Annotated in this window: 16 protein-coding genes; 13 read left to right on the top strand and 3 right to left on the bottom strand. The window is 69.4% G+C overall.

The genetic code is table 11. The features are described 5' to 3' along the window. Positions 1-45 precede the first annotated feature (45 nt). From AC1D29_RS27100 to AC1D29_RS27070, 7 genes are all read left to right on the top strand, one after another. A complete protein-coding gene (locus AC1D29_RS27100) occupies positions 46-693 on the top strand; it encodes a DedA family protein (RefSeq protein ID WP_477903411.1) in 648 nt (215 codons plus the stop codon). Between the two features lie 123 nt (positions 694-816). Continuing rightward, a complete protein-coding gene (locus AC1D29_RS27095) occupies positions 817-4,128 on the top strand; it encodes a S41 family peptidase (protein WP_477903409.1) in 3,312 nt (1,103 codons plus the stop codon). Positions 4,129-4,130: 2 nt separating this feature from the next. Continuing rightward, complete coding sequence (locus AC1D29_RS27090) at positions 4,131-5,498, top strand: cache domain-containing protein (RefSeq protein ID WP_477903546.1); 1,368 nt, start codon at positions 4,131-4,133, stop codon at positions 5,496-5,498. Beyond that, positions 5,495-6,127 carry a response regulator transcription factor gene (locus AC1D29_RS27085; protein ID WP_477903407.1) on the top strand — a complete coding sequence of 211 codons (633 nt, stop codon included), beginning with the start codon at positions 5,495-5,497 and terminating at the stop codon, positions 6,125-6,127. The genes AC1D29_RS27090 and AC1D29_RS27085 overlap by 4 nt, the downstream gene beginning before the upstream one ends. Before the next feature lie 166 nt (positions 6,128-6,293). Then, positions 6,294-13,439, top strand: coding sequence for a HAMP domain-containing protein (locus AC1D29_RS27080; protein WP_477903405.1), 7,146 nt, complete (start codon positions 6,294-6,296; stop codon positions 13,437-13,439). 5 nt (positions 13,440-13,444) lie between these two features. After that, complete coding sequence (locus AC1D29_RS27075; protein ID WP_477903403.1) at positions 13,445-15,886, top strand: response regulator; 2,442 nt, start codon at positions 13,445-13,447, stop codon at positions 15,884-15,886. An 18-nt stretch (positions 15,887-15,904) separates the two neighbouring features. Further along, the gene (locus tag AC1D29_RS27070; RefSeq protein ID WP_477903401.1) at positions 15,905-16,762 is read left to right on the top strand and encodes a HEAT repeat domain-containing protein; all 858 of its coding nucleotides are present in this window, start codon (positions 15,905-15,907) and stop codon (positions 16,760-16,762) included. Between the two features lie 2 nt (positions 16,763-16,764). Here AC1D29_RS27070 and AC1D29_RS27065 read toward each other — a convergent pair whose 3' ends face one another. Further along, positions 16,765-17,145: a hypothetical protein gene (locus AC1D29_RS27065; protein ID WP_477903399.1), complete on the bottom strand. Its 381-nt coding sequence runs from the start codon at positions 17,143-17,145 to the stop codon at positions 16,765-16,767. A 249-nt stretch (positions 17,146-17,394) separates the two neighbouring features. Here AC1D29_RS27065 and AC1D29_RS27060 point away from each other — a divergent pair, with 249 nt between their 5' ends. Together AC1D29_RS27060 and AC1D29_RS27055 are read left to right on the top strand one after the other, a co-directional pair. Beyond that, positions 17,395-19,461: a carbon starvation CstA family protein gene (locus AC1D29_RS27060; RefSeq protein WP_477903397.1), complete on the top strand. Its 2,067-nt coding sequence runs from the start codon at positions 17,395-17,397 to the stop codon at positions 19,459-19,461. Position 19,462: 1 nt separating this feature from the next. Next, positions 19,463-19,654 carry a YbdD/YjiX family protein gene (locus AC1D29_RS27055; protein ID WP_477903395.1) on the top strand — a complete coding sequence of 64 codons (192 nt, stop codon included), beginning with the start codon at positions 19,463-19,465 and terminating at the stop codon, positions 19,652-19,654. A gap of 35 nt (positions 19,655-19,689) precedes the next feature. Here AC1D29_RS27055 and AC1D29_RS27050 read toward each other — a convergent pair whose 3' ends face one another. Continuing rightward, positions 19,690-20,505 (bottom strand): EAL domain-containing protein, encoded by an 816-nt coding sequence (locus AC1D29_RS27050; RefSeq protein ID WP_477903393.1) that lies wholly within the window; start codon positions 20,503-20,505, stop codon positions 19,690-19,692. Positions 20,506-20,575: 70 nt separating this feature from the next. Further along, entirely contained in the window at positions 20,576-21,583 is a 1,008-nt protein-coding gene (locus tag AC1D29_RS27045) for a MerR family transcriptional regulator (protein WP_477903391.1), read from the bottom strand. 128 nt (positions 21,584-21,711) lie between these two features. On the opposite strand from AC1D29_RS27045, the gene AC1D29_RS27040 reads away from it, so the two are divergent. The 4 genes from AC1D29_RS27040 to AC1D29_RS27025 are packed head-to-tail and all read left to right on the top strand — an operon-like array spanning position 21,712 to position 25,699. After that, positions 21,712-22,791, top strand: a complete 1,080-nt coding sequence (locus AC1D29_RS27040) for an NAD(P)/FAD-dependent oxidoreductase (RefSeq protein WP_477903389.1) — start codon at positions 21,712-21,714, stop codon at positions 22,789-22,791. Further along, the gene (locus AC1D29_RS27035) at positions 22,788-22,955 is read left to right on the top strand and encodes a DUF2256 domain-containing protein (protein WP_477903387.1); all 168 of its coding nucleotides are present in this window, start codon (positions 22,788-22,790) and stop codon (positions 22,953-22,955) included. The genes AC1D29_RS27040 and AC1D29_RS27035 overlap by 4 nt, the downstream gene beginning before the upstream one ends. Beyond that, complete coding sequence (locus AC1D29_RS27030) at positions 22,948-24,507, top strand: cryptochrome/photolyase family protein (RefSeq protein ID WP_477903385.1); 1,560 nt, start codon at positions 22,948-22,950, stop codon at positions 24,505-24,507. The genes AC1D29_RS27035 and AC1D29_RS27030 overlap by 8 nt, the downstream gene beginning before the upstream one ends. After that, complete coding sequence (locus tag AC1D29_RS27025; RefSeq protein ID WP_477903383.1) at positions 24,500-25,699, top strand: FAD-binding domain-containing protein; 1,200 nt, start codon at positions 24,500-24,502, stop codon at positions 25,697-25,699. Before AC1D29_RS27030 ends, AC1D29_RS27025 begins: the two co-directional genes overlap by 8 nt. Positions 25,700-25,712: the final 13 nt, after the last annotated feature.

The raw sequence follows: 25,712 nt of genomic DNA, 5'->3' as shown, positions 1-25,712 counted from the left end.
CGTTTCCCCCAGGCTGTCATCGAGGCGTCGGGATAATGCCGCGCCATGGACCTGATTCACTTCCTCATCGATTTCATTCTGCACGTCGACCAGCACCTGGCCACTTTTGTGCAGGCCTACGGCGCCTGGGTCTACGCGCTGCTGTTCCTGATCATCTTCGTGGAGACCGGCGTCGTCGTGATGCCCTTCCTGCCCGGGGACTCGCTGCTGTTCGTCGTCGGTGCGATGTGCGGCGTGGGGCTGATGGACCTGGGCCTGTCCATGGGCCTGCTGACGCTGGCGGCCATCGCCGGCAACCAGTGCAACTACACGATAGGCCGCCACTTCGGGCCGCGCGTGTTCCAGTGGGAGAACTCGCGCTTCTTCAACAAGGCCGCGTTCGACAAGGCGCATGCCTTCTACGAGAAGTACGGCGGCTTCACGCTGATCGCGGCGCGCTTCATGCCCTTCCTGCGCACCTTCGCGCCCTTCGTGGCCGGCGTGGCGCAGATGACGCGGCGCAAGTTCACCTTCTACGACGTGACCGGCGGCGTGCTCTGGGTGTGCGGCATCACGCTCATCGGCTACCTGTTCGGCAACGTGCCCTGGGTCAAGGCCAATCTGGACAAGATCATCTGGGCCATGATCCTCATCCCGGGCGTCGTCGTCATCGCCGGCGGCATCAAGAGCCGCTTCAAGCGCGCGCCGGGCTGACTTTCCGACCGGGGCGTCCCGGGACTTAGAGTCGTGGGTTTTGCGACTCTGTCGGAGATCCCGATGTCCCCGTCCCGCCTTGCCCGCTTTACGCGGTCTGCCCTTGCTCTGGCCTGCGCCTGGATGACCTCCGGCCTGGCCAACGCCGCCGAGCCGACGCTGATGCTGCGCCAGCCCGCCGTCTCCAAGGACCACCTGGCCTTCGTCTACGCCGGCGACCTGTGGCTGGCCGACCGCTCCGGCGGCAATGCCCGGCGCCTGACCAGCCACGCGGCCAGCGAATTCGCGCCGCGCTTCTCGCCCGACGGCAAGCAGATCGCGTTCTCGGCCAGCTATGACGGCAACACCGATGTCTACGTCGTGGGCCTGGACGGCGGAGCGCCCAGGCGCCTGACCTGGCATCCGACGCCGGACGTCGTCAGCGGCTGGAGCCCGGACGGCAAGCGCGTGTTGTTCGCGTCGCCGCGCGAGGTGCTGAACAACCGCAGCAACCAGCTCTACGAGGTCAGCGTCGACGGCGGCTACGAGAAGCAGGTCATGAAGGCGGTCGCCTTCGAGGGATCGTGGTCCGCCGATGGCAAGCAACTGGCCTACCGGCCCTACAACGCGGCCTATGCCGGCGCCAGCGGCTGGCGCCAGAGCCGTGGCGGCTCGACGCCGCCGGTCTGGGTCATGGACATGGCCAGCCAGACGTGGCAGCAGATCCCCCACGTCAACGCCAGCGACTCGGCGCCCGTGTGGGCGGGCGGCGAAGTCGTCTTCATCTCCGACCGCGCCGATGGCGCGGCCAACCTGTTCGCCTTCAACCCAGCCACGCAATCGCTGCGCCAGCTCACCAGGGAGACGCAGTGGGATGTGCGCAGCGTGGACGCTGTCGGCAGCACGCTGGTCTATGAGTCGGGCGGCCGCATCAAGCAGATCGAGCTGGCCGGTGGTGAGCCTCGGGTGCTCGACATCCAGCTCGCCAGCACCGCGCCGCAGGCCCGCACGCAGTGGAAGGACGCCGGCAAGGCGCTGAGCTCGGCGCGGCTGTCCAGCACCGGCAAGCGGGTGGTGGTGAGCGCGCGCGGCGAGGTGTTCACGGTGCCGGTCAAGGACGGCAGCGTGCGCAACCTGACCGAGACCACCGGCGTGCGCGAGAAGGACGCGCTGTGGAGCGCCGACGGCCAGCGCGTCGCCTACATCTCCGACGCGCCCGGCATGCGCCATGAGCTGGTGCTGCAGGCGCAGACGGGCCTGGGCGCCAAGGAGCGCTTCCTGCTGCCCAAGGACGGCTATTTCACGCTGCAGGAATGGTCGCCCGACGGCCACCAGCTGGTGCTGCAGGACAACCACCTGAACCTGTACCGCATGGGTTTGGCGGCCGGCGCGCAGCGCGGCCAGTTGGTCAAGATCGCGACCGACGTGCGCCGCTTCGGTGCCGATGGCTACGCCGTCTCCATCTCGCCGGACAGCCGCTGGCTGGCCTACACGACCTCGGGCGAGAACTATTTCGGCCGCATCTGGCTGCACGACCTGACGACGGGCCGCAACCATGCGGTCACCGATGGCCTGGCCCATGTCGGCAACCCGACCTTCTCGGCCAAGGGCGATTACCTGTACTTCACGGCCTCCATCAACTCGGGCCCCGGCCAGGTCGGCCTGGACTTGTCCACGCAGGAACGCCCGCGCCGCGCGGGCCTGTACGCGCTGGTGCTGGCGGCCGACGGCAAGTCGCCGCTGGCGCCCAAGGCGGGCGACGAGGATGGCAAGAAAGACGACAAGAAAGACGACGCCAAGAAGGACGAGGCGAAGAAGGATGACAAGAAGGCGGACGACAAGAAGACCGCCGACGCCAAGAAGGACGACACGAAGCCCGAGCCCGTCAAGCCGATCAAGGTCGACCTCGACGGACTGGCCGACCGCGTCGTCGCGCTGCCGGTGGCCGAGCGCAACTACGACAGCCTGGCCGTCGCTTCTGACGGCGCGCTGTACTACCTGCAGCGCCCGCAGCCCGGCGTCAGCAACGAGGCGCCGCAGGCCGAACGCCGCGCGACGGCCGAGCTGTGGCGCTTCGACTTCGAGGAGCGCAAGCCCAAGCTGCTGCGCACCGGCATCGCCGACTATTCGCTGAGCGAAGACCACAAGAAGCTGCTGCTTACCGTGGCCGGCGGCAAGCTGGAGGTGGGCGACGCCAACGACAAGGGCGACAGCAAGCCGCTGGACCTGTCGGGCCTGCGCGCCCGCGTTGACCCCAAGGCCGAGTGGAAGCAGATCTTCGACGAGGCCTGGTGGATGGAGCGCGAGTTCTTCTACGACCCCGGCATGCATGGGCTGAACTGGCAGGCCGTCTACGACCGCTACCTGCCGCAGCTGGCGCATGTGCAGCGCCGCGAGGACTTGAACGACCTGCTGGTGCAGATGATTGCCGAGCTGCAGGTGGGCCACAACCGCCTGGGCGGCGGCGACGTGCACCAGGAGGCGCCGGTCGCCGTGGGCCTGCTGGGCGCGGACTTCGCCATCGAGCAGGGGCGTTACAAGATCGCCAGGCTGTACGCCGGCGACCGCCTCAACCCCAACCTGCGCTCGCCGCTGGCGGTCGCGGGCCTGGGCGTGAAGGAGGGCGACTTCATCCTCGCCATCGGTGGCCATGAGCTGGACGCCAAGACCAACCTGTATGCGCTGCTGGAGAACACCGTCGGCAAGCAGGTCGTTGTGACCCTCGCGCAGGATGCCGCCGGCAAGGGCCGCCGCGACATCACGGTCGAGCCCATTGCCAACGAGGGCCAGCTGCGTCGCTGGGCCTGGATCGACGGCAACCGCAGGAAGGTCGATCAGAAGAGCGGCGGCAAGATCGCCTACGTCTACATGCCCGACACCGCCGGCCAGGGCTACGAGCACTTCAACCGCATGTTCTTCGCGCAGGTCGACAAGCAGGCGCTGATCGTCGACGACCGCCGCAACGGCGGCGGCCAGGCGGCCAACTACGTGACCGAGCTGCTGGCGCGGCCGTATCTGGGCAGCTGGAAGGACCGCGACGGCCTGGTGTTCGACACGCCGGGCGGTGCCATCTACGGCCCCAAGGCCATGCTGATCGACCAGGACGCCGGCTCGGGCGGCGACTTCATGCCCTACGCGTTCAAGCGCGTGGGCCTGGGGCCGCTGATCGGCAAGCGCACCTGGGGCGGCCTGATCGGCATCTCGACCAACCCGCCGCTGATCGACGGCGCCATGCTGACCGTGCCCTATTTCCGCTTCTACACGCCGGAAGGCGAGTGGCGCATCGAGAACGAAGGCGTGGCGCCGGACATGGACGTCGAACTGGACCCGGCCGCCGTCAACCGTGGTGACGACACGCAACTGGACGCCGCGATTGCGGATGTGCTGAAGCGCCTGGACGGCTGGAAGCCGATCCAGCGCAAGGCGGCGCCTGCCGCTGCGACGCTGGGCCGTTGATCGTGAAGGCCTGGGCGGCCCTGTCCCTGCGGGGCCGCCTGTTCCTGCTCGCACTGCTGCCGCTGCTGGCGTCGCTGGCGCTGATCGCGCTGGCCGTGCGCCAGCAGGAGAGCGAGCTGGCGGCGCGTGAGCATGCCCTCGTGCGCGCCAGCTACATGGACGCGCGCCGCACCGAGCTCAAGCATTACGTTGACCTGGCCGTCAGCACCGTCAAGCCGCTGCTGGGCCAGCCCGGCGGGCAGGAACGGGCGCTGGCCATCCTGTCGTCGCTGGACTACGGCCGTGACGGTTACTTCTTCGTCTACGCGCTGGACGGCCACGTGCTGATGCACTCGCGCCAGCCGGAGCTGATCGGCCAGAACCTGTGGGAACTGCGCGACCCGCAGGGCAGGCCGACGATCCAGCAGCTGATCGCCCAGGCCAAGGCCGGCGGTGGCTATGTCGAGTACCTGTGGCGCAAGCCGTCCAGCAGCCTGCTGGCGCCCAAGCTGGGCTATGTCGTCGCCGTGCCCGAGTGGGATTGGATGCTGGGCACGGGCCTGTATCTGGACGGCATCGAGGCGACGATGGGCGAGCTGGAGCGGGGCGCGCGCCAGAACATCACGGCGACCATGTTGTGGGTGGGCGCGGTGGCCGTGTTCGGTGTGGCGCTGATCAGCGCCGGCGCGCTGGCGCTGAACCTCAGCGAGCACCGCAGTGCCGAGGCGAAGCTGCGCGCGCTGGCGCGCGAGGTCGTGCAAAGCCAGGAGGACGAGCGCGCGCGGCTTGCGCGCGAGCTGCATGACGGCGTCAGCCAGGCGCTGGTGGCGACCAAGCTGCTGATCGAGTCGGCACAGCACGAGCCGGCGTCGGCCGCCCGGCTGCAGGAGCTGGCGCTGAAGCGCTTGAACAGCACGCTGGCCGAGGTGCGCCACCTGTCGCACGCGCTGCGCCCGGCGCTGCTGGACACGCTGGGCCTGCCGGCAGCGCTGCAGCACTTGGCGGGCGAGTTCGACGCGGCCGGCGGCACGCATTTCGAGGCGGTCATCGCGGGCGAGGAGGTCGACCTGCCCGAGGCCGTGAAGACGGCGCTGTTCCGCATCGCGCAGGAGGCCTTGAGCAACGCGGCCCGCCACGCGCATGCGGCGACGGTGGGCGTGACGCTGCGCTTCGAACGCCAGGGCGGGCTGGCACTGGAGATAGACGACGACGGCCAGGGCTTCGATGCCGACGCCGCCCAGGCGGTGGCGGACCGCGGGCTGGGCCTGCGCAGCATGCGCGAGCGCGCCGATGCGCTGGGCGCGCGGCTGAGCCTGGACACCGTGCCCGGCCGCGGCAGCCGGCTGGCGGTCAAACTATCGGCCGCCGACCTCGCCCGCGCTACCGCATGACCCCACCCATCCGCATCCTGATCGTCGATGACCACCCGATGGTGCGCGAGGGCCTGGTGGCGCGCCTGCAGGCCGTGCCGCGTTTCGAGGTCGTCGGCGAGGCCGGCGGCCGCGCCGACGCGCTGGCGCAGCTGGCGCGCACGGCGCCCGATGTCGTGCTGATGGACGTGGGCTTGAAGGATGGCAACGGCATCACGCTGGGCGCCGACATGCTGGCGGCGCAGCCGTCCATCAAGCTGCTGATGTTCAGCATGTATGACAACCCTGAGTACGTGCAGCGCGCACTGACCGCCGGCGCGCGCGGTTACGTGTTGAAGGATGCGCCGGCGACCGAGATCGTGTCGGCCATCGACGCGGTTGCGGCAGGCGGCACCTTCCTCAGCGCCGCCGTGTCGGGGCGGCTGTTCCGCGGCCAGAGCCCGAAGCCGGTGCTGACGCCGCGCGAGAGCGAGATCCTGTCCAAGCTGGGGCAGGGCGCTTCCAGCAAGCAGATCGCCCGCGAGCTGGACCTGAGCGTGCGCACGGTGGAGGCGCACCGCCAGAGCATCAAGCGCAAGCTGGAGCTGGACGGGCAGGCGGAACTGATCCGCTATGCCGTGGAGCATGCGCGCAACGCGCAACCGCGCTGAGCGTCTTCGATTTGTCGTTGGAACTCGGCGTCAGGAAGCCGATGATCCACCCCCCGCCGATTCCCGCTGAGCGAGCACTTTTTTCGAGGCGGATTCGGGCGCATCCGGAGTGAACCGAGGGCGTTCACGCCGCAGAATCCTTGTTCATTTCTCTATTGGGCGGGCCATGACTGTTACCACCGCGCAGCAACCTCGCAAGAAGCGCGTCAACCCCACCAACGCCATTGACGCTGCGGCGCACGACACGGCCGCCGAACCGGGTGCTGCCCGCTCGCGCCAGATCCTGGCCGCGCTGTCGGCGCTGCGTGACGGCGATTTCTCGATCCGCCTCCCCAACAGCTGGGACGGCGTGGACGGCCAGATCGCCTCTGCCTTCAACCAGATCACGGCCCAGGAGGCGCGCATCGCTGCCGAGGTGTCGCGCCTGTCGGCCACGGTGGGCAAGGAAGGGCGGCTCAAGCACCGCATGTCGCTGCCGGGTTCTCTGGGCGGCTGGGCCACCAAGGTGGAGTCGATCAACACGCTGATGGACGACCTGGTGCGGCCGACTGCCGAGATCGCGCGCACCATTGGCGCCGTCGCCAAAGGCGACCTCGGGCAGTCCATGGAGCTGGAGGTGGACGGCCGCGAGCTGAAGGGCGAGTTTCTGCGCTCGGCGCGGCTGGTCAACACGATGATCGAGCAGCTGTCGGTGTTCACGAGTGAAGTGACCCGCGTGGCCCGCGAGGTCGGCACCGAGGGCAAGCTGGGCGGCCAGGCACAGGTGAAGGGTGTGTCCGGCGTCTGGAAGGACCTGACGGACTCGGTCAACCAGATGGCCGGCAACCTGACGGCCCAGGTGCGCAACATTGCCGACGTGACCATCGCGGTGGCCAACGGCGACCTGTCCAAGAAGATCACGGTCGACGTGCGCGGCGAAATTCTTCAGCTGAAGGAAGCCACCAACACCATGGTGGACCAGCTGCGTTCGTTCGCGTCCGAAGTGACCCGCGTCGCGCGCGAGGTGGGCACCGACGGCCGCCTGGGCGGCCAGGCCGTGGTGCCGGGCGTGGCCGGCACGTGGAAGGACTTGACCGACTCGGTCAACGCGATGGCGACCAACCTGACGGCCCAGGTGCGCAACATCGCGACGGTGACGACGGCGGTCGCGCGTGGCGACCTCTCGCGCAAGATCACGGTGGACGTGAAGGGCGAGATCCTGGAGCTGAAGGAAACCATCAACACGATGGTGGACCAGCTGAACAGCTTCTCGTCCGAAGTGACCCGCGTGGCGCGCGAGGTGGGCACCGAGGGCAAGCTGGGCGGCCAGGCCGGCGTGCCCGGTGTGGCCGGCACATGGAAGGACTTGACCGACAACGTCAACTCCATGGCCAGCAACCTGACCAACCAGGTGCGCAACATCGCCGACGTGGCGACGGCCGTGGCCAGCGGCGACCTGTCCAAGAAGATCACCGTGGAGGTCAAGGGCGAGATTCTTGCCCTCAAGAACACCATGAACACGATGGTGGACCAGCTCAACGGTTTTGCCGGCGAGGTCAGCCGCGTGGCGCGCGAGGTGGGCACGGACGGCAAGCTGGGCGGCCAGGCGCAGGTGCCCGGCGTGGCAGGCACGTGGAAGGACTTGACGGACAACGTCAACTTCATGGCCTCCAACCTGACGGGCCAGGTACGCAACATCGCCGAGGTGACCACGGCCGTGGCCAACGGCGACCTGTCCAAGAAGATCACCGTGGACGTGCGCGGTGAAATCCTGGAGCTGAAGAACACCATCAACACCATGGTCGACCAGCTCGGCGGCTTCGCCTCCGAAGTGACCCGCGTGGCGCGCGAGGTGGGCACGGACGGCAAGCTCGGCGGCCAGGCCCAGGGCCGCGGCGTGGCGGGCATCTGGAAGGACTTGACCGACTCGGTCAACGCGATGGCGACCAACCTGACGGCCCAGGTGCGCAACATTGCCGACGTGACGACGGCCGTGGCCAACGGCGACCTGTCCAAGAAGATCACCGTGGACGTGCGCGGCGAAATCCTGGAGCTGAAGAACACCATCAACACCATGGTCGACCAGCTCAACGGCTTTGCCGGCGAGGTGAGCCGCGTGGCGCGCGAGGTGGGCACGGAAGGCAAGCTGGGCGGCCAGGCCCAGGTGCCCGGCGTGGCGGGCACCTGGAAGGACCTGACCGACAACGTCAACTCCATGGCCTCCAACCTGACGGGCCAGGTGCGCAACATCGCCGACGTGGCGACGGCCGTGGCGGGCGGCGACCTGTCCAAGAAGATCACGGTGGACGTGAAGGGCGAGATCCTGGAGCTGAAGAACACCCTCAACACCATGGTGGACCAGCTCAACGGCTTTGCGTCGGAAGTCAGCCGCGTGGCGCGCGAGGTGGGCACCGACGGCAAGCTGGGCGGCCAGGCCCAGGTGCCCGGCGTGGCCGGCACGTGGAAGGACCTGACCGACAACGTCAACTTCATGGCTTCCAACCTGACCGGCCAGGTGCGCAACATCGCCGACGTGGCGACGGCCGTGGCCAGCGGCGACCTGTCCAAGAAGATCACCGTGGAGGTCAAGGGCGAGATCCTGGCGCTGAAGAACACGCTGAACACCATGGTGGACCAGCTCAACGGCTTCGCCTCCGAGGTGAGCCGCGTGGCGCGCGAGGTGGGCACCGACGGCAAGCTGGGCGGCCAGGCGCAGGTGCCCGGTGTGGCCGGCACGTGGAAGGACCTGACCGACAACGTCAACTTCATGGCTTCCAACCTGACGGGCCAGGTGCGCAACATCGCCGAGGTGACGACCGCCGTGGCCAACGGCAACCTGTCCAAGAAGATCACGGTGGACGTGCGCGGCGAGATCCTGGAGCTCAAGGACACCATCAACACCATGGTCGACCAGCTCAACGCGTTTGCCGGCGAAGTGACCCGCGTGGCGCGCGAGGTGGGCACGGAAGGCAAGCTGGGCGGCCAGGCCCAGGTGCCCGGCGTCGCGGGCACGTGGAAGGACCTGACCGACAACGTCAACTCCATGGCCTCCAACCTGACAGGCCAGGTGCGCAACATCGCCGACGTGACAGTCGCGGTGGCCAACGGCGACCTGTCCAAGAAGATCACCGTGGACGTGCGCGGCGAGATCCTGCAGCTGAAGGAGACCATCAACACCATGGTGGACCAGCTGCGCGCCTTCGCGTCCGAAGTGACGCGCGTCGCACGCGAGGTGGGCACCGAGGGCAAGCTGGGCGGCCAGGCCGCCGTGCCGGGCGTGGCGGGCGTGTGGAAGGACCTGACCGACAACGTCAACTCCATGGCGTCCAACCTGACGGGCCAGGTGCGCAACATCGCCGACGTGGCCACCGCCATCGCGCGCGGCGACCTGTCCCGCAAGATCACGGTGGACGTGCAGGGCGAGATCCTGCAGCTGAAGGAGACCATGAACACCATGGTCGAGCAGCTCGGCGCGTTCGCCTCCGAAGTGAGCCGCGTGGCGCGCGAGGTGGGCACGGAAGGCAAGCTGGGCGGCCAGGCCCAGGTGCCGGGCGTGGCGGGCACGTGGAAGGACCTGACCGACAACGTCAACTCCATGGCCTCCAACCTGACCAACCAGGTGCGCAACATCGCCGAGGTGACCATCGCGGTGGCCAATGGCGACTTGTCCAAGAAGATCACCGTGGACGTGCGCGGCGAGATCCTGCAGCTGAAGGAAACCATCAACACCATGGTGGAGCAGCTGCGCTCCTTCGCGTCCGAAGTGACGCGCGTGGCCCGCGAGGTGGGCACCGAAGGGCGGCTGGGCGTGCAGGCCGTGGTGCCGGGCGTGGCCGGCACGTGGAAGGACTTGACCGACTCGGTCAACACCATGGGCGCCAACCTGACGGCCCAGGTGCGCAACATCGCCGAGGTGACCACCGCCGTGGCCCGTGGCGACCTGAACCGCAAGATCACGGTGGACGTCAGCGGCGAGATCCTGGAGCTGAAGAACACCATCAACACCATGGTCGACCAGCTCAATGCCTTCGCCGGTGAAGTGACCCGCGTCGCGCGCGAGGTGGGCACCGAGGGCAAGCTGGGCGGCCAGGCCAAGGTGGCCGGCGTGGGCGGCACGTGGAAGGACCTGACCGACAACGTCAACTTCATGGCCTCCAACCTGACCGAGCAGGTGCGCGGCATCGTCAAGGTCGTGACGGCCGTGGCCAACGGCAACCTGACGCAGAGACTCACGGTGCAAGCCAAGGGCGAGGTCGCGGCGCTGGCCGACACCATCAACAACATGACCGACACGCTGGCCACCTTCGCCGAGCAGGTGACCAACGTGGCCCGCGAGGTGGGCGTGGATGGGCGGCTGGGCGGCCAGGCGCACGTGCCGGGCGCATCGGGCACATGGAAGGACCTGACCGGCAACGTCAACCTGCTGGCGGCCAACCTGACGACGCAGGTGCGCGCCATTGCCGAGGTGGCCACGGCCGTGACGCAGGGCGACCTGACGCGGGCCATTCAGGTGGAGGCCAAGGGCGAGGTGTCCGAGCTGAAGGACAACATCAACACGATGATTTCCAACCTGCGCGAGACGACGGAGCGCAACCGCGAGCAGGACTGGCTGAAGACCAACCTCGCCAAGTTCACCGGCATGCTGCAAGGCCAGCGCGAGCTGCAGACCGTCAGCCAGATGCTGCTGACCGAGCTGACGCCGCTGGTGCAGGCGCACCAGGGCACCATCTACCACCTGGCCGGCGCCGGCGCCGACGAGCACCCGCGGCTGCGCTTGCTGGCCAGCTACGCGCAGAGCGGCGCGGTGCGGCTGATGCCCACCATCGAGCTGGGCGAAGGCCTGGTGGGCCAGTGCGCGATCGAGAAGCGCAGCACGCTGCTGGCCGACATCGCCTCCGACTTCGTCGCCATCTCGTCCAGCCTGGGCCATGCCCAGCGCGTCAGCGTCATCGTGCTGCCGGTGCTGTTCGAGGGCGAGACCAAGGCGGTTATCGAGCTGGCCACGCTGCAACCCTTCAGCAGCGGCTCGCTGGCCTTCCTGGAGCTACTGACGCAGAGCATCGGCGCGGTGTTCAACACCATCGAGGCGACGATGCGCACCGAGTCGCTGCTGGCGCAGTCGCAGCAGCTGACCGTGGAACTGCAATCGCGCCAGAGCGAGCTGCAGGAGACCAACGAGCAGCTGGGCACCAAGGCACGCCTGCTGGCCGAGCAGAACGAGGAAGTGGAGCGCAAGAACACCGAGGTGGAACAGGCCCGCCACGCGCTGGAGGACAAGGCGGCCGAGCTGGCGCTGACGTCCAAGTACAAGTCCGAGTTCCTGGCCAACATGTCGCACGAGCTGCGCACGCCGCTGAACTCCATCCTGATCCTCAGCCAGCAGCTGGCCAGCAACAACGACGGCAACCTCAGCGGCAAGCAGGTCGAGTTCTCGCGCAACATCAATTCGTCCGGCTCCGACCTGCTGCACCTGATCAACGACATCCTGGACCTGTCCAAGATCGAGTCCGGCACCGTCACGGTCGAGATCGAGGACATCTCGTTCGCGTCTTTGCGCGACAGCATCGACCGCAACTTCCGCCACGTCGCCGAGGCCAAGAGCCTGCCGCTGCGCCTGCTGTTCGCGGACGACCTGCCGCGCAGCATGGAGAGCGACGCCAAGCGGCTGCAGCAGATCCTGAAGAACCTGCTGTCCAACGCGGTGAAGTTCACGGCGCACGGCCATGTCGAGCTGCGCGTCAGCCTGGCGCGGGAGGGCTGGAGCACCGAGCACCCGGTGCTGTCCAAGGCGCCGCATGTGCTGGCCTTCGCGGTGGAGGACACCGGCATCGGCGTCGCGCCCGAGAAGCAGCGCCTGATCTTCGAGGCGTTCCAGCAGGCCGATGCCGGCACGTCGCGCAAATACGGTGGCACGGGCCTGGGCCTGGCCATCAGCCGCGAGCTGGCGGCGCTGCTGGGCGGCGAAATCCGCCTGGCCAGCGTGCACGGCCATGGCAGCACGTTCACGCTGTTCCTGCCGCTGCAGTTCGCCGGCGCCGACAGCGCCCGCATGGCGCCCGTGCCCGAGCACGCCCGCCCGACCGCCGCGCTGCGGGGCAGCGTGCCGCTGGTGCGCGAGACGCAGGTGCCCGACGACCGTGACATCATCGTCGACGGCGACTCGGTGCTGCTCATCATCGAGGACGACCCGCACTACGCCCGCATCGTGCTGGGCCTGGCGCGCGACCGCGGCTTCAAGGGCCTGGTGGCGCTCAAGGGCAGCCTGGGGCTGGAGCTGGCGCGGCGCTTCCGGCCGACTGCCGTGTCGCTGGACATCTTCCTGCCCGACATGCTGGGCTGGACGGTGCTGAACCAGCTCAAGCTCGACCCGCTGACGCGCCACATCCCGGTGCAGATCTTCAGCGTCGCCGAGGAGGACCGCAACCATGGCCTGGCGCACGGCGCCTTCAGCTACGTCGTGAAATCGTCCACCAGCGAGGAGATGGAAGCCGCGCTGGACCGCATCCGCGACTTCACGGTGCCGCGCACGCGCCGGCTGCTGGTCATCGAGGACAACGACATCGAGCGCCAGGCCATCGTCGAACTGCTGGGCCACGACGACATCGAGCTGCAGGCGGTGGGCACCGGCGCCGATGCGCTGCAGGCGCTGCGCGAGCAGACCTTCGACTGCATCGTGCTGGACCTGCGCCTGCCCGACGTCAGCGGCTTCAAGCTGCTGGAGCAATTGCATGGTGACCCCGCGCTGGCGGCCGTGCCGGTGGTGGTGTTTACCGGCAAGGACCTCTCCAGCGCCGAGCAGAAGCAGCTGCGCGCGCTCGCCAAGAGCGTGGTGCTGAAGGACGTGCAAAGCCCCGAGCGGCTGCTGGACGAGACGGCGCTGTTCCTGCACCGCGTCGTCACCGAGCTGCCGGCCGACAAGCAGGACATCCTGCAGCGCCTGCATGGCGCCTCCGAGATGCTGCGCGACCGCAAGGTGCTGGTCGTGGACGACGACGCGCGCAACATCTTTGCGCTGACGACGCTGCTGGAGAATCAGGAGATGCAGGTGCTGACCGCCACCAGCGGGCGGGCGGCCATCGACATCATTGAGCACACGTCCGACCTGGACCTGGTGCTGATGGACATCATGATGCCGGACATGGACGGCTACGAAACCATGCGCGAGATCCGCTCGCACGCCGAGTTCCGCAACCTGCCCATGATCGCGCTGACGGCCAAGGCCATGAAGGGCGACCGTGAGAAGTGCCTCGAGGCCGGCGCCAGCGACTACATCTCCAAACCCGTGAACACCGCGCAATTGCTGTCGTTGATGCGCGTGTGGCTGTACCGGTGATGACGATGCAACCAAGCGAGCCGATGGTGCCGACGGATGCGGGTGAACTCACCAACATCCTCATCGTCGACGACGAGCCGGCCAACCTGCTGGTGCTGGAGAGCGTGCTCAACGACCCCAGCTACCGCATCGTGCGCGCGCTGTCCGCCGACCAGGCGCTGCTGGCGCTGATGGCGCAGGAGTTCGCCGTCATGGTGCTGGACATCCAGCTGCCCGACATGAACGGCATCGAGCTGGCGCAGATGATCAAGGAGCGCAAGCGCAACGCTCACCTGCCCATCATCTTCCTGACGGCCTATTTCGACCAGGACCAGTACCGCCTGCAAGGCTATGGCTCGGGCGCCGTGGACTACCTGCACAAGCCGGTGAACCCGGCCGTGCTGCGCTCCAAGGTGGCCGTGTTTGCCGAGCTGGACCGCAAGAGCCGGCAGATCCAGCGCACCAACCTCGCGCTGCTGGCCGAGGTGGAGGAGCGCCGCCGCGCCGAGGAGCTGCTGCGCGACCTCAACGAGACGCTGGAGCGCCGTGTCACCGAGCGCACGGAGGCCTTGCTCAACGCCGACCGCCGGCTGAAGGCCATGATGAGCAGCATCACCGACGGGCTGCTGCTCGCCGAGCGCGACGGTCGCATCGGCTACGTCAACGAGCAGGGCGCGCGCCTGCTGGGCCGCTGTGCTGAAGAGCTGATCGGGCGGCACCGCACCGAGGTGTTCGGTACCGGCGAGGCCGAGGCCGGGTTCGAGCGCGCGGTGTCGAGCGGGCAGGCCGTGTCCTTCGAGGCGACGGCGCCCGGCGCGACCGAGCGCTGGCTGCAATGCCATTGCTACCCGTCGCACGAGGGGCTCTCTCTCTACTTCCACGACATCACGGACCGCCGCGAGCTGCAACTGCGCCGCGAGCAATTGCTGGCCGCCGAACAGGCCGCCCGCAGCGCTGCCGACCACGCCGCCCGCGCCAAGGAGGAATTCCTCGCGGCCATCAGCCATGAGCTGCGCACGCCGCTGGCCGCCATCATTGGCTGGGTCAATGTGCTGACGCACCCCAACGTGCAGCCTGGCATGGTGCAGCGCGGCGTGCAGGCCATCGCGCGCAACGCCCAGGCGCAGTCCGTGCTGGTCGACGACCTGCTCGAGATGAGCCGCATCGTCGCCGGCAAGCAGCTGATGAATCTGGAGCGCGTGGACCTGAACTCCCTCGTCGCCGGCGCCGCCGACACGGCCCGCCCCACCGCGCAGTCGCGCCAGCTCGACATCGTGCTGCAGCTGTCGCCCGAAACGGCCGAGGTCTTCGGTGACGCGGGGCGGCTGACGCAAGTCGTCATGAACCTCGTCACCAACGCGATGAAGTTCACGCCCGCCGGTGGCACCGTGACGCTCGCGACGGCCGTGCGCGACGATTTCGTCGAACTGGACATCAGCGACAACGGCAAAGGCATCGCGCCCGATTTCCTGCCGCGGCTGTTCGACCGCTTCACGCAGGCCGACGGCAGCGCCACCAGCATGCATGGCGGCCTGGGGCTGGGCCTGTCCATCGTCAAGAACCTCGTCGAGCTGCACGGCGGTCAGGTGTCGGCCCAAAGTGCCGGGCCCGACCAGGGCGCCATCTTCAGCGTGCGCCTGCCGCGGGCCGACCCCTCGCAGACCCCGCCCGTCGACCCGGTGGAGCCCGAAGCCGGTGTCGAGCCGCCGATTGACGGCGTGCGGGTGTTGATCGTCGACGACCATGCCGACGTGCTGGAAGCCCATGGGCGGCTGCTGTCCGAGCGCGGCGCGGACGTCGTCACCGCGCAATCGGCCGAAGCTGCCATCGCGCTGCTGAGCCTGCAGAGTTTTGACGTGCTGCTGAGCGACCTGGGCATGCCCGGCATGGGCGGCTACGACCTGATCCGCCATGTGCGCACCGAGATGCACCTGGACGCCGATGTGCTGGCCGCGGCCGCCGTGACCGCCTACGTGCGCTCGGCGGACCGCGACGCGGCCTTGAGCGCGGGCTTTCAGCGTTGCCTGCAAAAACCCGTGTCGCCCCGGCTGCTCGCGCGCACGGTTGCCGAGCTGGCGCTCGACCGCCGCCCGGCGCGCGCCACGGTGCTGCGCACGCTGTTTGTCGAAGATAACGCCGAACTGCGCGAGCAGATCGCGTGGCTGCTGGAAGAAGAGGGCTTGCTGCTGGAAAGCTGCGCGACGGCCGAAGAGGCGCTGGCGCTCTACGAGCCGGCCAGGTTCGACCTCGTCGTGACCGACGTCAGCCTGCCGGCGATGTCCGGCGTCGACCTGGCCCGCGCGATCCTCAGCCGCGATCCGCAGGCCTGGGTCGTGTTTTCGTCCGGCTATGCGATGGGCGATGACCTGGGCAGCTTCGGCCCCAATGTGCGTGCGCTGCTGAAGCCGTTCGAGATCGCGGACTTGCAGCGGCTGACCGCCGAGATCCGCGCGCGGCGGCCCGGGTAGGCGCGCGGCGTCGCAACGATGAAGCGCCGCGCCACACCCGCGCGCTTGCGAGCGCTGAGCGCCCGGCGGCTGGTGCGCATCGCGCTGCGCGGGTGGGATGGCGACCGCTGCTGGCGGGCGATCCACGTGCTGCGGATGCGCGGTAGTGCCTACACGCTGGCGCTGGCCCGATCGCTGGCGGCGAGTGCGAGCTGGCGGCGACGTGCGCTGGGGCTGTACATCGCGTCCCAACTGCAACAGCGCCGCCGCGAAGGCAAGTCCTCCGGCGTCGCCTATGCGTTGGACGAGACCCGCGAGTTGCTGCTCTCAGGCCTGCGTGACCCGCACGATGAGGTCGTGGGTGCGGCCGCTTCAGGGCTGGGGCACCGGCCGCACCCCGCGGCGCTGCATGACTTGGTGCGGCTTGCATCCCATCCGAATGCTTCGCTGCGTTTCGACGTCGCCTTTGCACTGGGCAACCATGACGAGCCGGCGGCCGTCGAGGCACTGCTGATCCTGGCCTGCGACAGCGCCGATGAGGTGCGCGACTGGGCCACGTTCGGGCTGGGCTCGCTGCATGAGGCGGACACGCCGCAGATCCGCGAGCGGCTGTGGCTGAACCTGCGTGACCCGGTGGCCGACGTGCGCGGCGAAGCCATCGTGGGGCTGGCGCAGCGCCACGATCCGCGCGCCATCGACCACCTGCTGACGCATCTGGACGACGACTGCCGCATTCAGGAGTTGCATGCGGCGGAGAAGCTGGCGAGCCCCAGATTGCTGCCCGCACTGCAGGTTTTGCTGGCCCGCTCGCAAGGGCGGGCGGACATCGACGGCAGCTGGTTCAGCAATCTGTGTGCGGCCGTCGAGGCTTGCGGTGGCGCTCCGGTGAGCGCCTGACCTCAGCGCCCGCGACGCGGACCGTAGTCGTCGCGGTCGTGATCCCAACGGTCGTGGCGGTCATGACGCTCGTTTCCGCGCCCTGAGTGCCAACGGTCGTCGCGGCCATCCCATCGGCGGTCACGGTACGACGTCTCGTAGATCACCCGCGGCGGCGGCGCGTAGTAGACGTCGCGCTGGACGTAGCGGGGCGCGGGCGCATAGACGACCGGTGGCGGCGCGTAGTAGGCCGGGGCCGGCTCGTAGTAGCGCCCGCCGTCGGACACGACGATGCCGGCCGGCGGCAGGTTGATGCCGATGGACCAGTGCGTGCCGGCCTGCGCGGCGGTCGCGCCGAGCAGTGCGGCGCTGGCAACCATGGCGGCAAGGATGGGACGAAGCATGTGGAACCTCCTACACGGCCAAACAGCTGGCCTGCGATGTACAGAACAACGCGGGGTCGCGTCCGGCGTTGACCATTGGCGTCGAGGCATTCGTAAGCGGGTGTGATGCGCGACGGGTCGGGTTGACCCTTAGGTGGTCCCGCGCGCCTGCCCCGCGTGGCTTGACCGATGCCACCTGGTGCATGTTTTCCGAGACTTGCACCACGGTCGCGCCCCACGTCGAGGTCTGCACCGCAACGGAGACAAACCATGTCGAATCTGCGCCGCCACCTCGCCTGGGCGGGTGTCGCGATCCTGGGTGCCGCATCCCTCGCTACCGTGGCCCTGAGCCGCGGCGAGACGATCAGCGCACTGTGGGTCGTCGCCGCCGCGCTGTGCACCTACCTGATCGCCTACCGCTACTACAGCCTGTTCATCGCCGACAAGGTGCTGGGGCTGGACGCCAAGCGGCAGACGCCGGCCTGGAAGTACAACGACGGCCTGGACTACGTGCCCACCAACAAGCACGTGCTCTACGGCCACCACTTCGCGGCGATTGCCGGTGCCGGTCCGCTGGTGGGTCCCGTGCTCGCGGCGCAGATGGGTTATCTGCCGGGGCTGCTGTGGATCCTGGCCGGCGTCGTCTTTGCCGGCGCGGTGCAGGACTTCATCGTTCTTTTCATTTCCACGCGCCGTGACGGCCGGTCCCTCGGCGACCTCGTCAAGCAGGAAATGGGCACGGTGCCGGGCCTGATCGCGCTGTTCGGCGCCTTCATGATCATGATCATCATCCTGGCCGTGCTGGCGCTGATCGTCGTCAAGGCGCTGGCCGATTCGCCCTGGGGTCTGTTCACGGTCGCGGCGACGATTCCGGTCGCGCTCTTCATGGGTGTCTACCTGCGCTTCCTACGCCCGGGCCGCATCGGCGAGGTGTCGGTGATCGGCTTCGTGCTGCTGATGGCGGCCATCTTCGGCGGCCAGGCGGTCAGCGAGAGCGCCACGCTCGCGCCCATCTTCACGCTGGCACCGACCACGCTGGTGGGCCTGCTGATCGGCTACGGCTTCGTCGCCGCCTGCATCCCGGTCTGGCTGCTGTTGGCGCCGCGTGATTACCTGAGCACCTTCCTGAAGATCGGCACCATCATCGCGCTGGCCATCGGCATCGTCATCGTCGCGCCGCCGCTAAAGATGCCGGCGCTGACGCAGTTCGCCGCCGGCAACGGGCCGGTCTGGGCCGGCAGCCTCTTCCCCTTCCTGTTCATCACCATTGCCTGCGGCGCGGTGTCGGGCTTTCACGCGCTGATCTCGTCGGGCACGACGCCGAAGCTGCTGGAGAACGAGACCCACGCCCGCTACATCGGCTACGGCGGCATGCTGGCCGAGAGCTTCGTCGCGGTGATGGCGCTCGTCGCGGCCTCGTGCATCGAGCCGGGCGTCTACTTCGCGATGAACAGCCCGGCCGCGGTCGTCGGCAAGGACGCGGCCACGGTCGCGCAGACGCTGTCCACCTGGGGCTTCGTCGTCACGCCCGAGATGCTGACGCAGGCCGCCGCGGACGTCGGCGAGAAGACCATCCTGGCCCGTGCCGGCGGCGCGCCGACGCTGGCCGTGGGCATGGCCGAGATCCTGCACCAGGTGGTGGGCGGCAAGGCGTTGATGGCCTTCTGGTACCACTTCGCCATCCTGTTCGAGGCGCTGTTCATCCTGACCGCCGTGGACGCTGGCACGCGCGCCGGCCGCTTCATGCTGCAAGACCTGCTGGGCAGCTTCGTGCCGTCGCTCAAGCGCACCGAAAGCTGGGTGGCCAACTTCATCGCCACGGGCCTGTGCGTGGCGACCTGGGGCTACTTCCTCTACCAGGGCGTCATCGACCCGCTGGGCGGCATCAACACGCTGTGGCCGCTGTTCGGCATCGGCAACCAGATGCTGGCTGCCGTCGCGCTGCTGCTGGGCACGGTGGTCATCTTCAAGATGAAGAAGGACCGTTACGCCTGGGTCACCATCGTGCCGGCCGCCTGGCTGCTGGTCTGCACGATGACGGCCGGCTGGCTGAAGATCTTCTCGGCCGACCCCAAGCTGGGTTTCCTGGCCCACGCCGACAAGTACGCCACGGCCATTGCCGAAGGCAAGGTGCTGGCGCCGGCCAAGTCGTTGGCGGCGATGGAGCGCGTGGTGTTCAACGACCGGCTGGACGCGGCGCTGTGCGCGCTGTTCATGGGCGTGGTCATCAGCGTGCTGATCTACAGCGTCAAGACCATCCTGGCCGCGCGTCGCAGCGGCAAGGCCACCGCGCAGGAAACCGCCTTCGTGCTGCTGCCGGCGGGGCAACGTGCTTGAGATGCGCGATCTGGCCCAGGCCGGCCGCTACCTCACGCAAAGCCTGCGCCTGATGGTGGGCGTGCCGGACTACGGCAGCTACCTGGCCCACCACCAGGCCACGCACCCGGATCGGCCGCCGATGAGCTACGAGGCCTTCTTCAACGAGCGTCAGGCGGCGCGCTACGCGTCGCGCGCTGGCAAATGCTGCTGAGCGCGGGCTGAAGCAGCCCGGCCGTCAAGCGATCGTCAAATGGCGGTGGTCGCGCTGCCCCAGTTGATCGCCCGCGCCTGTGCCAGCGCGCGGAACGCCGGCCGCGCGAACAGATAGCCCTGCATCAGCGTCACGCCCTCGCTCAGGAAGAAGTCGCGCTCGCTGGCCGTTTCTATGCCTTCGGCGATGACCTGGATGCCCAGCTCTTCGCAGATGCGCACCATGCCGCGGGCGATCGCCTGGCGCGTCTTGCTGGCGTCCACGCCGCGCACCAGCGCCATGTCCAGCTTGATGAGGTCCGGCGTGAAATCGGCCAGCAGCGTCAGGCCCGCGTAGCCGGCGCCAAAGTCGTCGATGGCGGTCAGGAAGCCGCAGCGCCGGTACTCGCGCAGGATGGACGCCAGCCAGGGCCCGCCCTCGACGCGTTCGCCTTCGGTCACCTCGAAGATGATGCGTTCGGTCGGGAAGCCATGCGTGCGCGCGGCCTCCAGCGTCGTGCGGATGCACACCTCCGGCTTGTAGACCGCGTTGGGCAGGAAGTTGATGGAGACACGTTCCGTCATGCCCAGTTGCGCGGCGGTCTTGATCGCCTTGACGCGGCAGGCCTGGTCGAAGCGGTAGCGGTTGGCTTCGGTCACCTGGCCCAGCACCGACATCGCACCCTCGCCCTGCGGTCCGCGCACCAGCGCTTCATGGGCGTAGATGCGGTGCTTGTCCACGTCAACGATGGGTTGGTAGGCGTAGTCGAACTGGAAGCCCAGCCGGTCCGCAGAGCCACAGCCCCCGCAGTCGCCCCGTTCGTCGCTGGCCAGGGGAATGAAGTCGGACGGTTGCAGCGGGCTCGTAGTCATGTCCGGTCTCCATGTGAGCGGCCGATTGTGCTGGGGCGCCCCGTGCCGTTGGCTGGTGCGGGAGGCCCATTCAGGTCGGCAGCAACAGTCCTTCGTGAAGTGCTAGGTGTTCCAGCGCGGCTTCGAAGCGGGCGCGGCAACCTGCGGCGACCTGGGCCAGGTGGGCGTGCAGGTCAGCGTCGGCCGGGCTGCGATGCCCGCACTGGACGCTGTAGGCCTCGAAGTGCGACAGCTGCACCAGCAGTTCGGCCACGTGGCGCGGGCACTCGCAGGCGATGGTCGACGACAGGCCGGCGAAATCGGCCAACGCGGCGTCACTCCAGCGGCGCGGCGGCGCGGCCGCGAGCGCAGGCGCTGCGGGTGCCGACAGCCCGACGGCCTGGCGGACCGCGAGCAGGCCTTGCAGCCACTGCGCGACGACGGCGTCGGGCTGCGGCTCGCGCAACAGCTGGGTGCCTTGACGCGCCAGGGCGTCGCACGCGGCGTCGGCCGCGAAGCTGTACAGCACCGCCTTGGGCACGCCGGCGAGCGCGGGCGCGGCGCGGTCGAACGCGCTGCGCCAGCCCGCGTGCAGCTGCGGCTCGTGCGCCAGCACCGCGTCGACCGGGGCGTCACCCAAGGCCGCCGCGGCCTGCGCCGCATCGTCGAACGGCCCCAGCAGCTCCACCGCCATCGCCAGATGGCGCAGCAGGCCGGGGCGGCGCAGGCGCGCGCCCAGCGCGGCGCCCATGACCAGCAGCCGCGGCGCGCGGGCGGCCGGCCTTCCCACGGGCGCCACGTGGCCGGCAGCTTGCGTGGCAGCCAGCGTCGTGGCGTGCGTGGCCGCCACCTGCTGCAGCTGTGCCATGTCCAGCGCTGCCAGGGCGCCGATGGCGTGGCCCAGGTCCGTCAGCTGCTTGATGAGCGCGAGCCGCCGCACGTCGTTGGCCGAGTACAGGCGCTGGCCGCTGGGCGACAGCGCGGTCTGCGTCAACCCGTAGCGGCGCTCCCAGTTGCGCAGCGTCGCCACGGGCATGCGCAGCATGCGCGCCACGGCACCGCTGCGGTGCAAGGTGGGTGAAGCAGGAGGCTGCGGCATGGCATTCCATTCGATGAATCGAGGTTGAAGCGGATTATCCGCATTGCAAGCCCAACTACACCAAGATGAACTCGCAATGAATCGATAACGCGTACGATGCGGCGATGGTAGGCAGCGGGGTTCAACGGTTGGCAGTCATCGGTGCGGGCATCGCCGGGGCGGCGTGCGCGCAGGCGCTGGCGCAGGCGGGGCATGCGGTGCAGGTGTTCGACAAGGCCCGCGGGCCGGGCGGGCGCCTCGCGACGCGCCGCATGGCCTGGGTGGACGCCGATGGCCAGCCGTGCACCACGCGGCTGGACCATGGCGCGCTGGGCCTCACCGCGCACGCCGCCCCCTGGCGCGCCTTCATCGATCAGGCCTGGCAGGCCGGTTGGCTGGCCGAATGGCGGCCGACGCTGGCCCCCGGCAGCGTGCCGTTGGACGATGCCGCCGGTTTCCATGTGCCCGTGCCCGACAGCCCCGAGCTGTGCCGCCGCCTGCTGGTCGGCGTGGTGACCACCTGGTCATGCGCTGTCGACCGGCTGCACTGGAGCGCGCCGGGCTGGCAGGTCGAGGCCGGCGGACAACGTCTGGGCGGACCTTTCGACGCGGTGCTGCTGGCGCTGCCGCCGGCCCAGGCCGCGCCGCTGCTGGCCGCACACCGGCTGGACTGGGCCCGGCACGCCGCGCTGGCACCCATGCAGCCTTGCTGGACCTTGATGGGCGTGGCGGCGGAGTCTGCCGAGCCGGCGGTTCCCGCCTGGGACCTGGCCCGGCCGCTCACGGGGCCGCTGGCCTGGCTGATGCGCAGCGACGCGCGGCCCGGCCGGGCGCGCGTGCCGGGGCAGGCGCACTGGATCGTCCATGCGCGGGCAGGGTGGAGCCGCCAGCACCTGGAGCAGGCACCGGAGTGGGTGCAGCAGCAGTTGCAGGCTGCGGTCGCCGACACGCTGTGCCGGCCGGTGGACTGGCTGCACGCCACCGTGCACCGCTGGCGCTATGCCTTGCCGCAGGCCCGCTTGACGGCGCCGGGCGAATCGTTCTGGTGGGACGCCGCGCAAGGCCTGGGCGTGTGCGGCGACTTTCTGGGCGGCAGCGGCGCGGAAGGCGCCTGGATGTCGGCCCAGTCGCTGACGGCGGCGCTGCTGCGGTCCACGGAGGAGGCGCCACGGCCCGGCCTGGAGACCGCCGCCCGCCAGGCAGCGCCTGGGCAGGAGGTGCGGTGGTGACGCGTGCCGGCCCCGGCTACCGCGGCAACAAGGCCGCGCTGCCCAGCAAACCCTGCGCCGCCTGCGGGCTGGCGATGACCTGGCGGCGCCGCTGGGCCAGGACCTGGGCCGACGTGAAGTACTGCTCCGAGGCCTGCCGTCGCGAGGGGGCGGGCCGTGGCTGAACTGCGCACGCTGGTCATCGTGCTGGGCGACCAGCTCGACCTCGACGCGTCCGGCTTTGACGGCTTCGACGTCGCGACCGACGCCGTCTGGATGGCCGAGGTGGCTGAGGAATCCACCCATGTCTGGTCCGGCAAGCCGCGCACGGCGATGTTCCTCGCGGCGATGCGGCACTTCGCGCTGGCGCTGCGGGGCGCCGGCCGTGCGCTGCACTACACCCGGCTGGACGACGACGGCAACCCCGGCACGCTGGCGGCGCAGTTGCAGGCCGACATCCAGCGCCTGCGCCCCGCCGGCCTGGTGATGACCGCGCCGGGGGACTGGCGCGTGCTGCAGGCCATCAAGGCCGTGGCGGCCTCGGCCGGCCTGCCGCTGGACATCCGCGAGGACCGGCACTTCTTCGGCACCGTGCGCGAGTTCGCGGCGCATGCCAAGGGCCGCAAGTCGCTGCGCATGGAGTACTTCTACCGCGAGCAGCGCCAGCGCCATGGCGTGCTGATGCGGGACGGCCAGCCGGTGGGCGGGCAGTGGAACTTCGACGCGGACAACCGCGAAGCCTTCGGCGCCGCAGGCCCCGGCGCCGTGCCGGCGCGCACCGCGTTCCAGCCCGATGCCATGACCCGCGACGTCATCGCGCTGGTCAATGCCCGCTTCCAGCACCACCCAGGCCGCCTGGACGACTTCGCCTGGCCGGTCACGCGCGCGCAGGCGCTGCAGGCCCTGCAGGCCTTCATCGCGCAGCGCCTGCCGATGTTCGGGCGCTACCAGGACGCGATGTGGCCGGGCGACCCCTGGCTGTACCACTCGCACCTGTCGGCGGCGCTCAACCTGAAGCTGCTGAACCCGCGCGAGGTGGTGGCCGCGGCCGAGGCGGCGTACCACGCGGGGCTGGCGCCGCTGGCCAGCGTCGAGGGCTTCGTCCGCCAGATCCTGGGCTGGCGCGAGTACGTGCGGGGCATCTACTGGACGTGCATGCCGGACTACGCCGACCTCAACGCCCTGGGCGCACGGGAGGACCTGCCCCCCTGGTACTGGACCGGCGGCACGGACATGGCCTGCCTGCGCGACGCGCTGACGCAGACGCTCTCGCACGGCTATGCCAACCACATCCAACGCCTGATGGTGACCGGCTTGTTCGCGCTGATGCTGGGCGTGCTGCCGCAGCAGGTGCATGCCTGGTACCTGGCCGTGTACGTGGATGCCGTCGAATGGGTGGAGCTGCCCAACACACTGGGCATGAGCCAGTATGGCGACGGCGGGTTGATGGGCAGCAAACCCTATGTCGCCACCGGCAAGTACATCCAGCGCATGAGCCCGCACTGCCAGGGCTGCCGGTACGACCCGGCGCAGCGTAGCGGCGACCTCGCCTGCCCGTTCACGACGCTGTACTGGGACTTCCTGATGCGGCACGAGGCGACGCTGGCCCGCAACCCGCGCATGGCGCTGCAGGTGAAGAACGTGGCGCGGCTCAGCGACGAGCAGCGGCTGGCGGTGACGGCGCGCGCCGCTGCCATCCGCCGCGGCGAGGTGGGCGTGGATGCCGGGCATGGCTGATCCCTTTGCGCCCACGCTGGCCGCCGCCCGCGCGCGCATCGCCGCCGTTCGACCGGCCGCCTATGTGCGCACCCGCAACGCGCTCGATGGAGCCGTCACCGGCCTGTCGCCCTACCTGACGCATGGCTTCGTGACGCTGCCCGAGGTGCTGGCCGGTGTCGCGGCCCGCCACCCGCTCGACGTGCAGCACAAGTTCGTCTACGAACTCGGCTGGCGCGCCTACTTCCGCCATGTCTGGCAACACCGCGGCGACGCCATCCTGCAGTCGCTGCACGCCGGCCTGCTGCCCGACGAGGCCTATGCCCGCGAACTGCCGGACGACATCCGCCAGGCCTGCACCGGCGTGCCGGTGGTGGACCAGGCGGTGCGCACGCTGTACGCCACCGGCATGCTGCACAACCACGCCCGCATGTGGCTGGCGAGCTACGTGGTGCACGTGCGGCAGGTGCATTGGCGCGCCGGTGCGGACTGGCTGTACGCCCACCTGCTCGACGGCGACCTGGCCAGCAACCACCTGAGCTGGCAATGGGTGGCCGCCACCGGCAGCCGCAAGCCCTACCTGTTCAATGCCGAGAACGTGGCCCGGTACGCGCCTGCGGCCTGGCACAGCCCGGGCAGCGTCATCGACACCTCGTACGAGGCGCTGGACCGGCTGGCGCGCCAGCATCGGCCGCTTCAGGCCGCGTCCGGTGTCGCCGGCAGCGGTGTCGAACCCGGCGTCAGCGGGGCACCGCCTGTGATGCTGGGCGCCGCCGCGCCGCACGCTGCCGCCGTCGCCGGCCGCGACGTCTGGCTCGTCCATCCCTGGTGCCTGGGCGAGCTGCCCGCCACGCTGCCGGCCGACACCGTGGTGATCGGCCTGTGGCTGGCCGACTTCCATTGCGTATGGCCGTGGAGCGAGCGCCGCTGGCGCTTCGTCGGCAGCCGCATGCGGGAGCTGGTGGCGGTGTCGTGGCACGGCGACGCCACGGTCGTCGGCGCGGCGCTGCATGGCGCGCGCAGCGTGCGCAGCATTGCCGAACCGCACCTCGCACCTTGGTTGATGCGCTGGGCGGAATGCATGCCCGCGCCGGCGCTGTTCCCGCCGGTCGACCGGCGCTGCGATTCCTTTTCGCAGTGGTGGACACGTGCCTCGCGCGGGCTGACATCTGCAGCCGACCTGCTCGCCGTCAACGAAGTGCCGGCCTGGTGATGCTGGCTGGCGG

The organism is Roseateles sp. P1_C6 (genome assembly GCF_056406315.1).
The sequence above is the reverse complement of the archived record's forward strand: the minus strand, read 5'-3'. Positions and strand labels throughout refer to the sequence as shown.

What these genes read in the sequence shown, in the direction of transcription:
- AC1D29_RS27100 (WP_477903411.1), top strand. Translation starts at nt 46, where the DNA reads ATGGACCTGATTCACTTCCTCATCGATTTCATTCTGCACGTCGACCAG.
- AC1D29_RS27095 (WP_477903409.1), top strand. Translation starts at nt 817, where the DNA reads ATGACCTCCGGCCTGGCCAACGCCGCCGAGCCGACGCTGATGCTGCGC.
- AC1D29_RS27085 (WP_477903407.1), top strand. Translation starts at nt 5,495, where the DNA reads ATGACCCCACCCATCCGCATCCTGATCGTCGATGACCACCCGATGGTG.
- AC1D29_RS27080 (WP_477903405.1), top strand. Translation starts at nt 6,294, where the DNA reads ATGACTGTTACCACCGCGCAGCAACCTCGCAAGAAGCGCGTCAACCCC.
- AC1D29_RS27075 (WP_477903403.1), top strand. Translation starts at nt 13,445, where the DNA reads ATGCAACCAAGCGAGCCGATGGTGCCGACGGATGCGGGTGAACTCACC.
- AC1D29_RS27070 (WP_477903401.1), top strand. Translation starts at nt 15,905, where the DNA reads ATGAAGCGCCGCGCCACACCCGCGCGCTTGCGAGCGCTGAGCGCCCGG.
- AC1D29_RS27065 (WP_477903399.1), bottom strand. Translation starts at nt 17,145, where the DNA reads ATGCTTCGTCCCATCCTTGCCGCCATGGTTGCCAGCGCCGCACTGCTC.
- AC1D29_RS27060 (WP_477903397.1), top strand. Translation starts at nt 17,395, where the DNA reads ATGTCGAATCTGCGCCGCCACCTCGCCTGGGCGGGTGTCGCGATCCTG.
- AC1D29_RS27055 (WP_477903395.1), top strand. Translation starts at nt 19,463, where the DNA reads ATGCGCGATCTGGCCCAGGCCGGCCGCTACCTCACGCAAAGCCTGCGC.
- AC1D29_RS27050 (WP_477903393.1), bottom strand. Translation starts at nt 20,505, where the DNA reads ATGACTACGAGCCCGCTGCAACCGTCCGACTTCATTCCCCTGGCCAGC.
- AC1D29_RS27045 (WP_477903391.1), bottom strand. Translation starts at nt 21,583, where the DNA reads ATGCCGCAGCCTCCTGCTTCACCCACCTTGCACCGCAGCGGTGCCGTG.
- AC1D29_RS27025 (WP_477903383.1), top strand. Translation starts at nt 24,500, where the DNA reads ATGGCTGATCCCTTTGCGCCCACGCTGGCCGCCGCCCGCGCGCGCATC.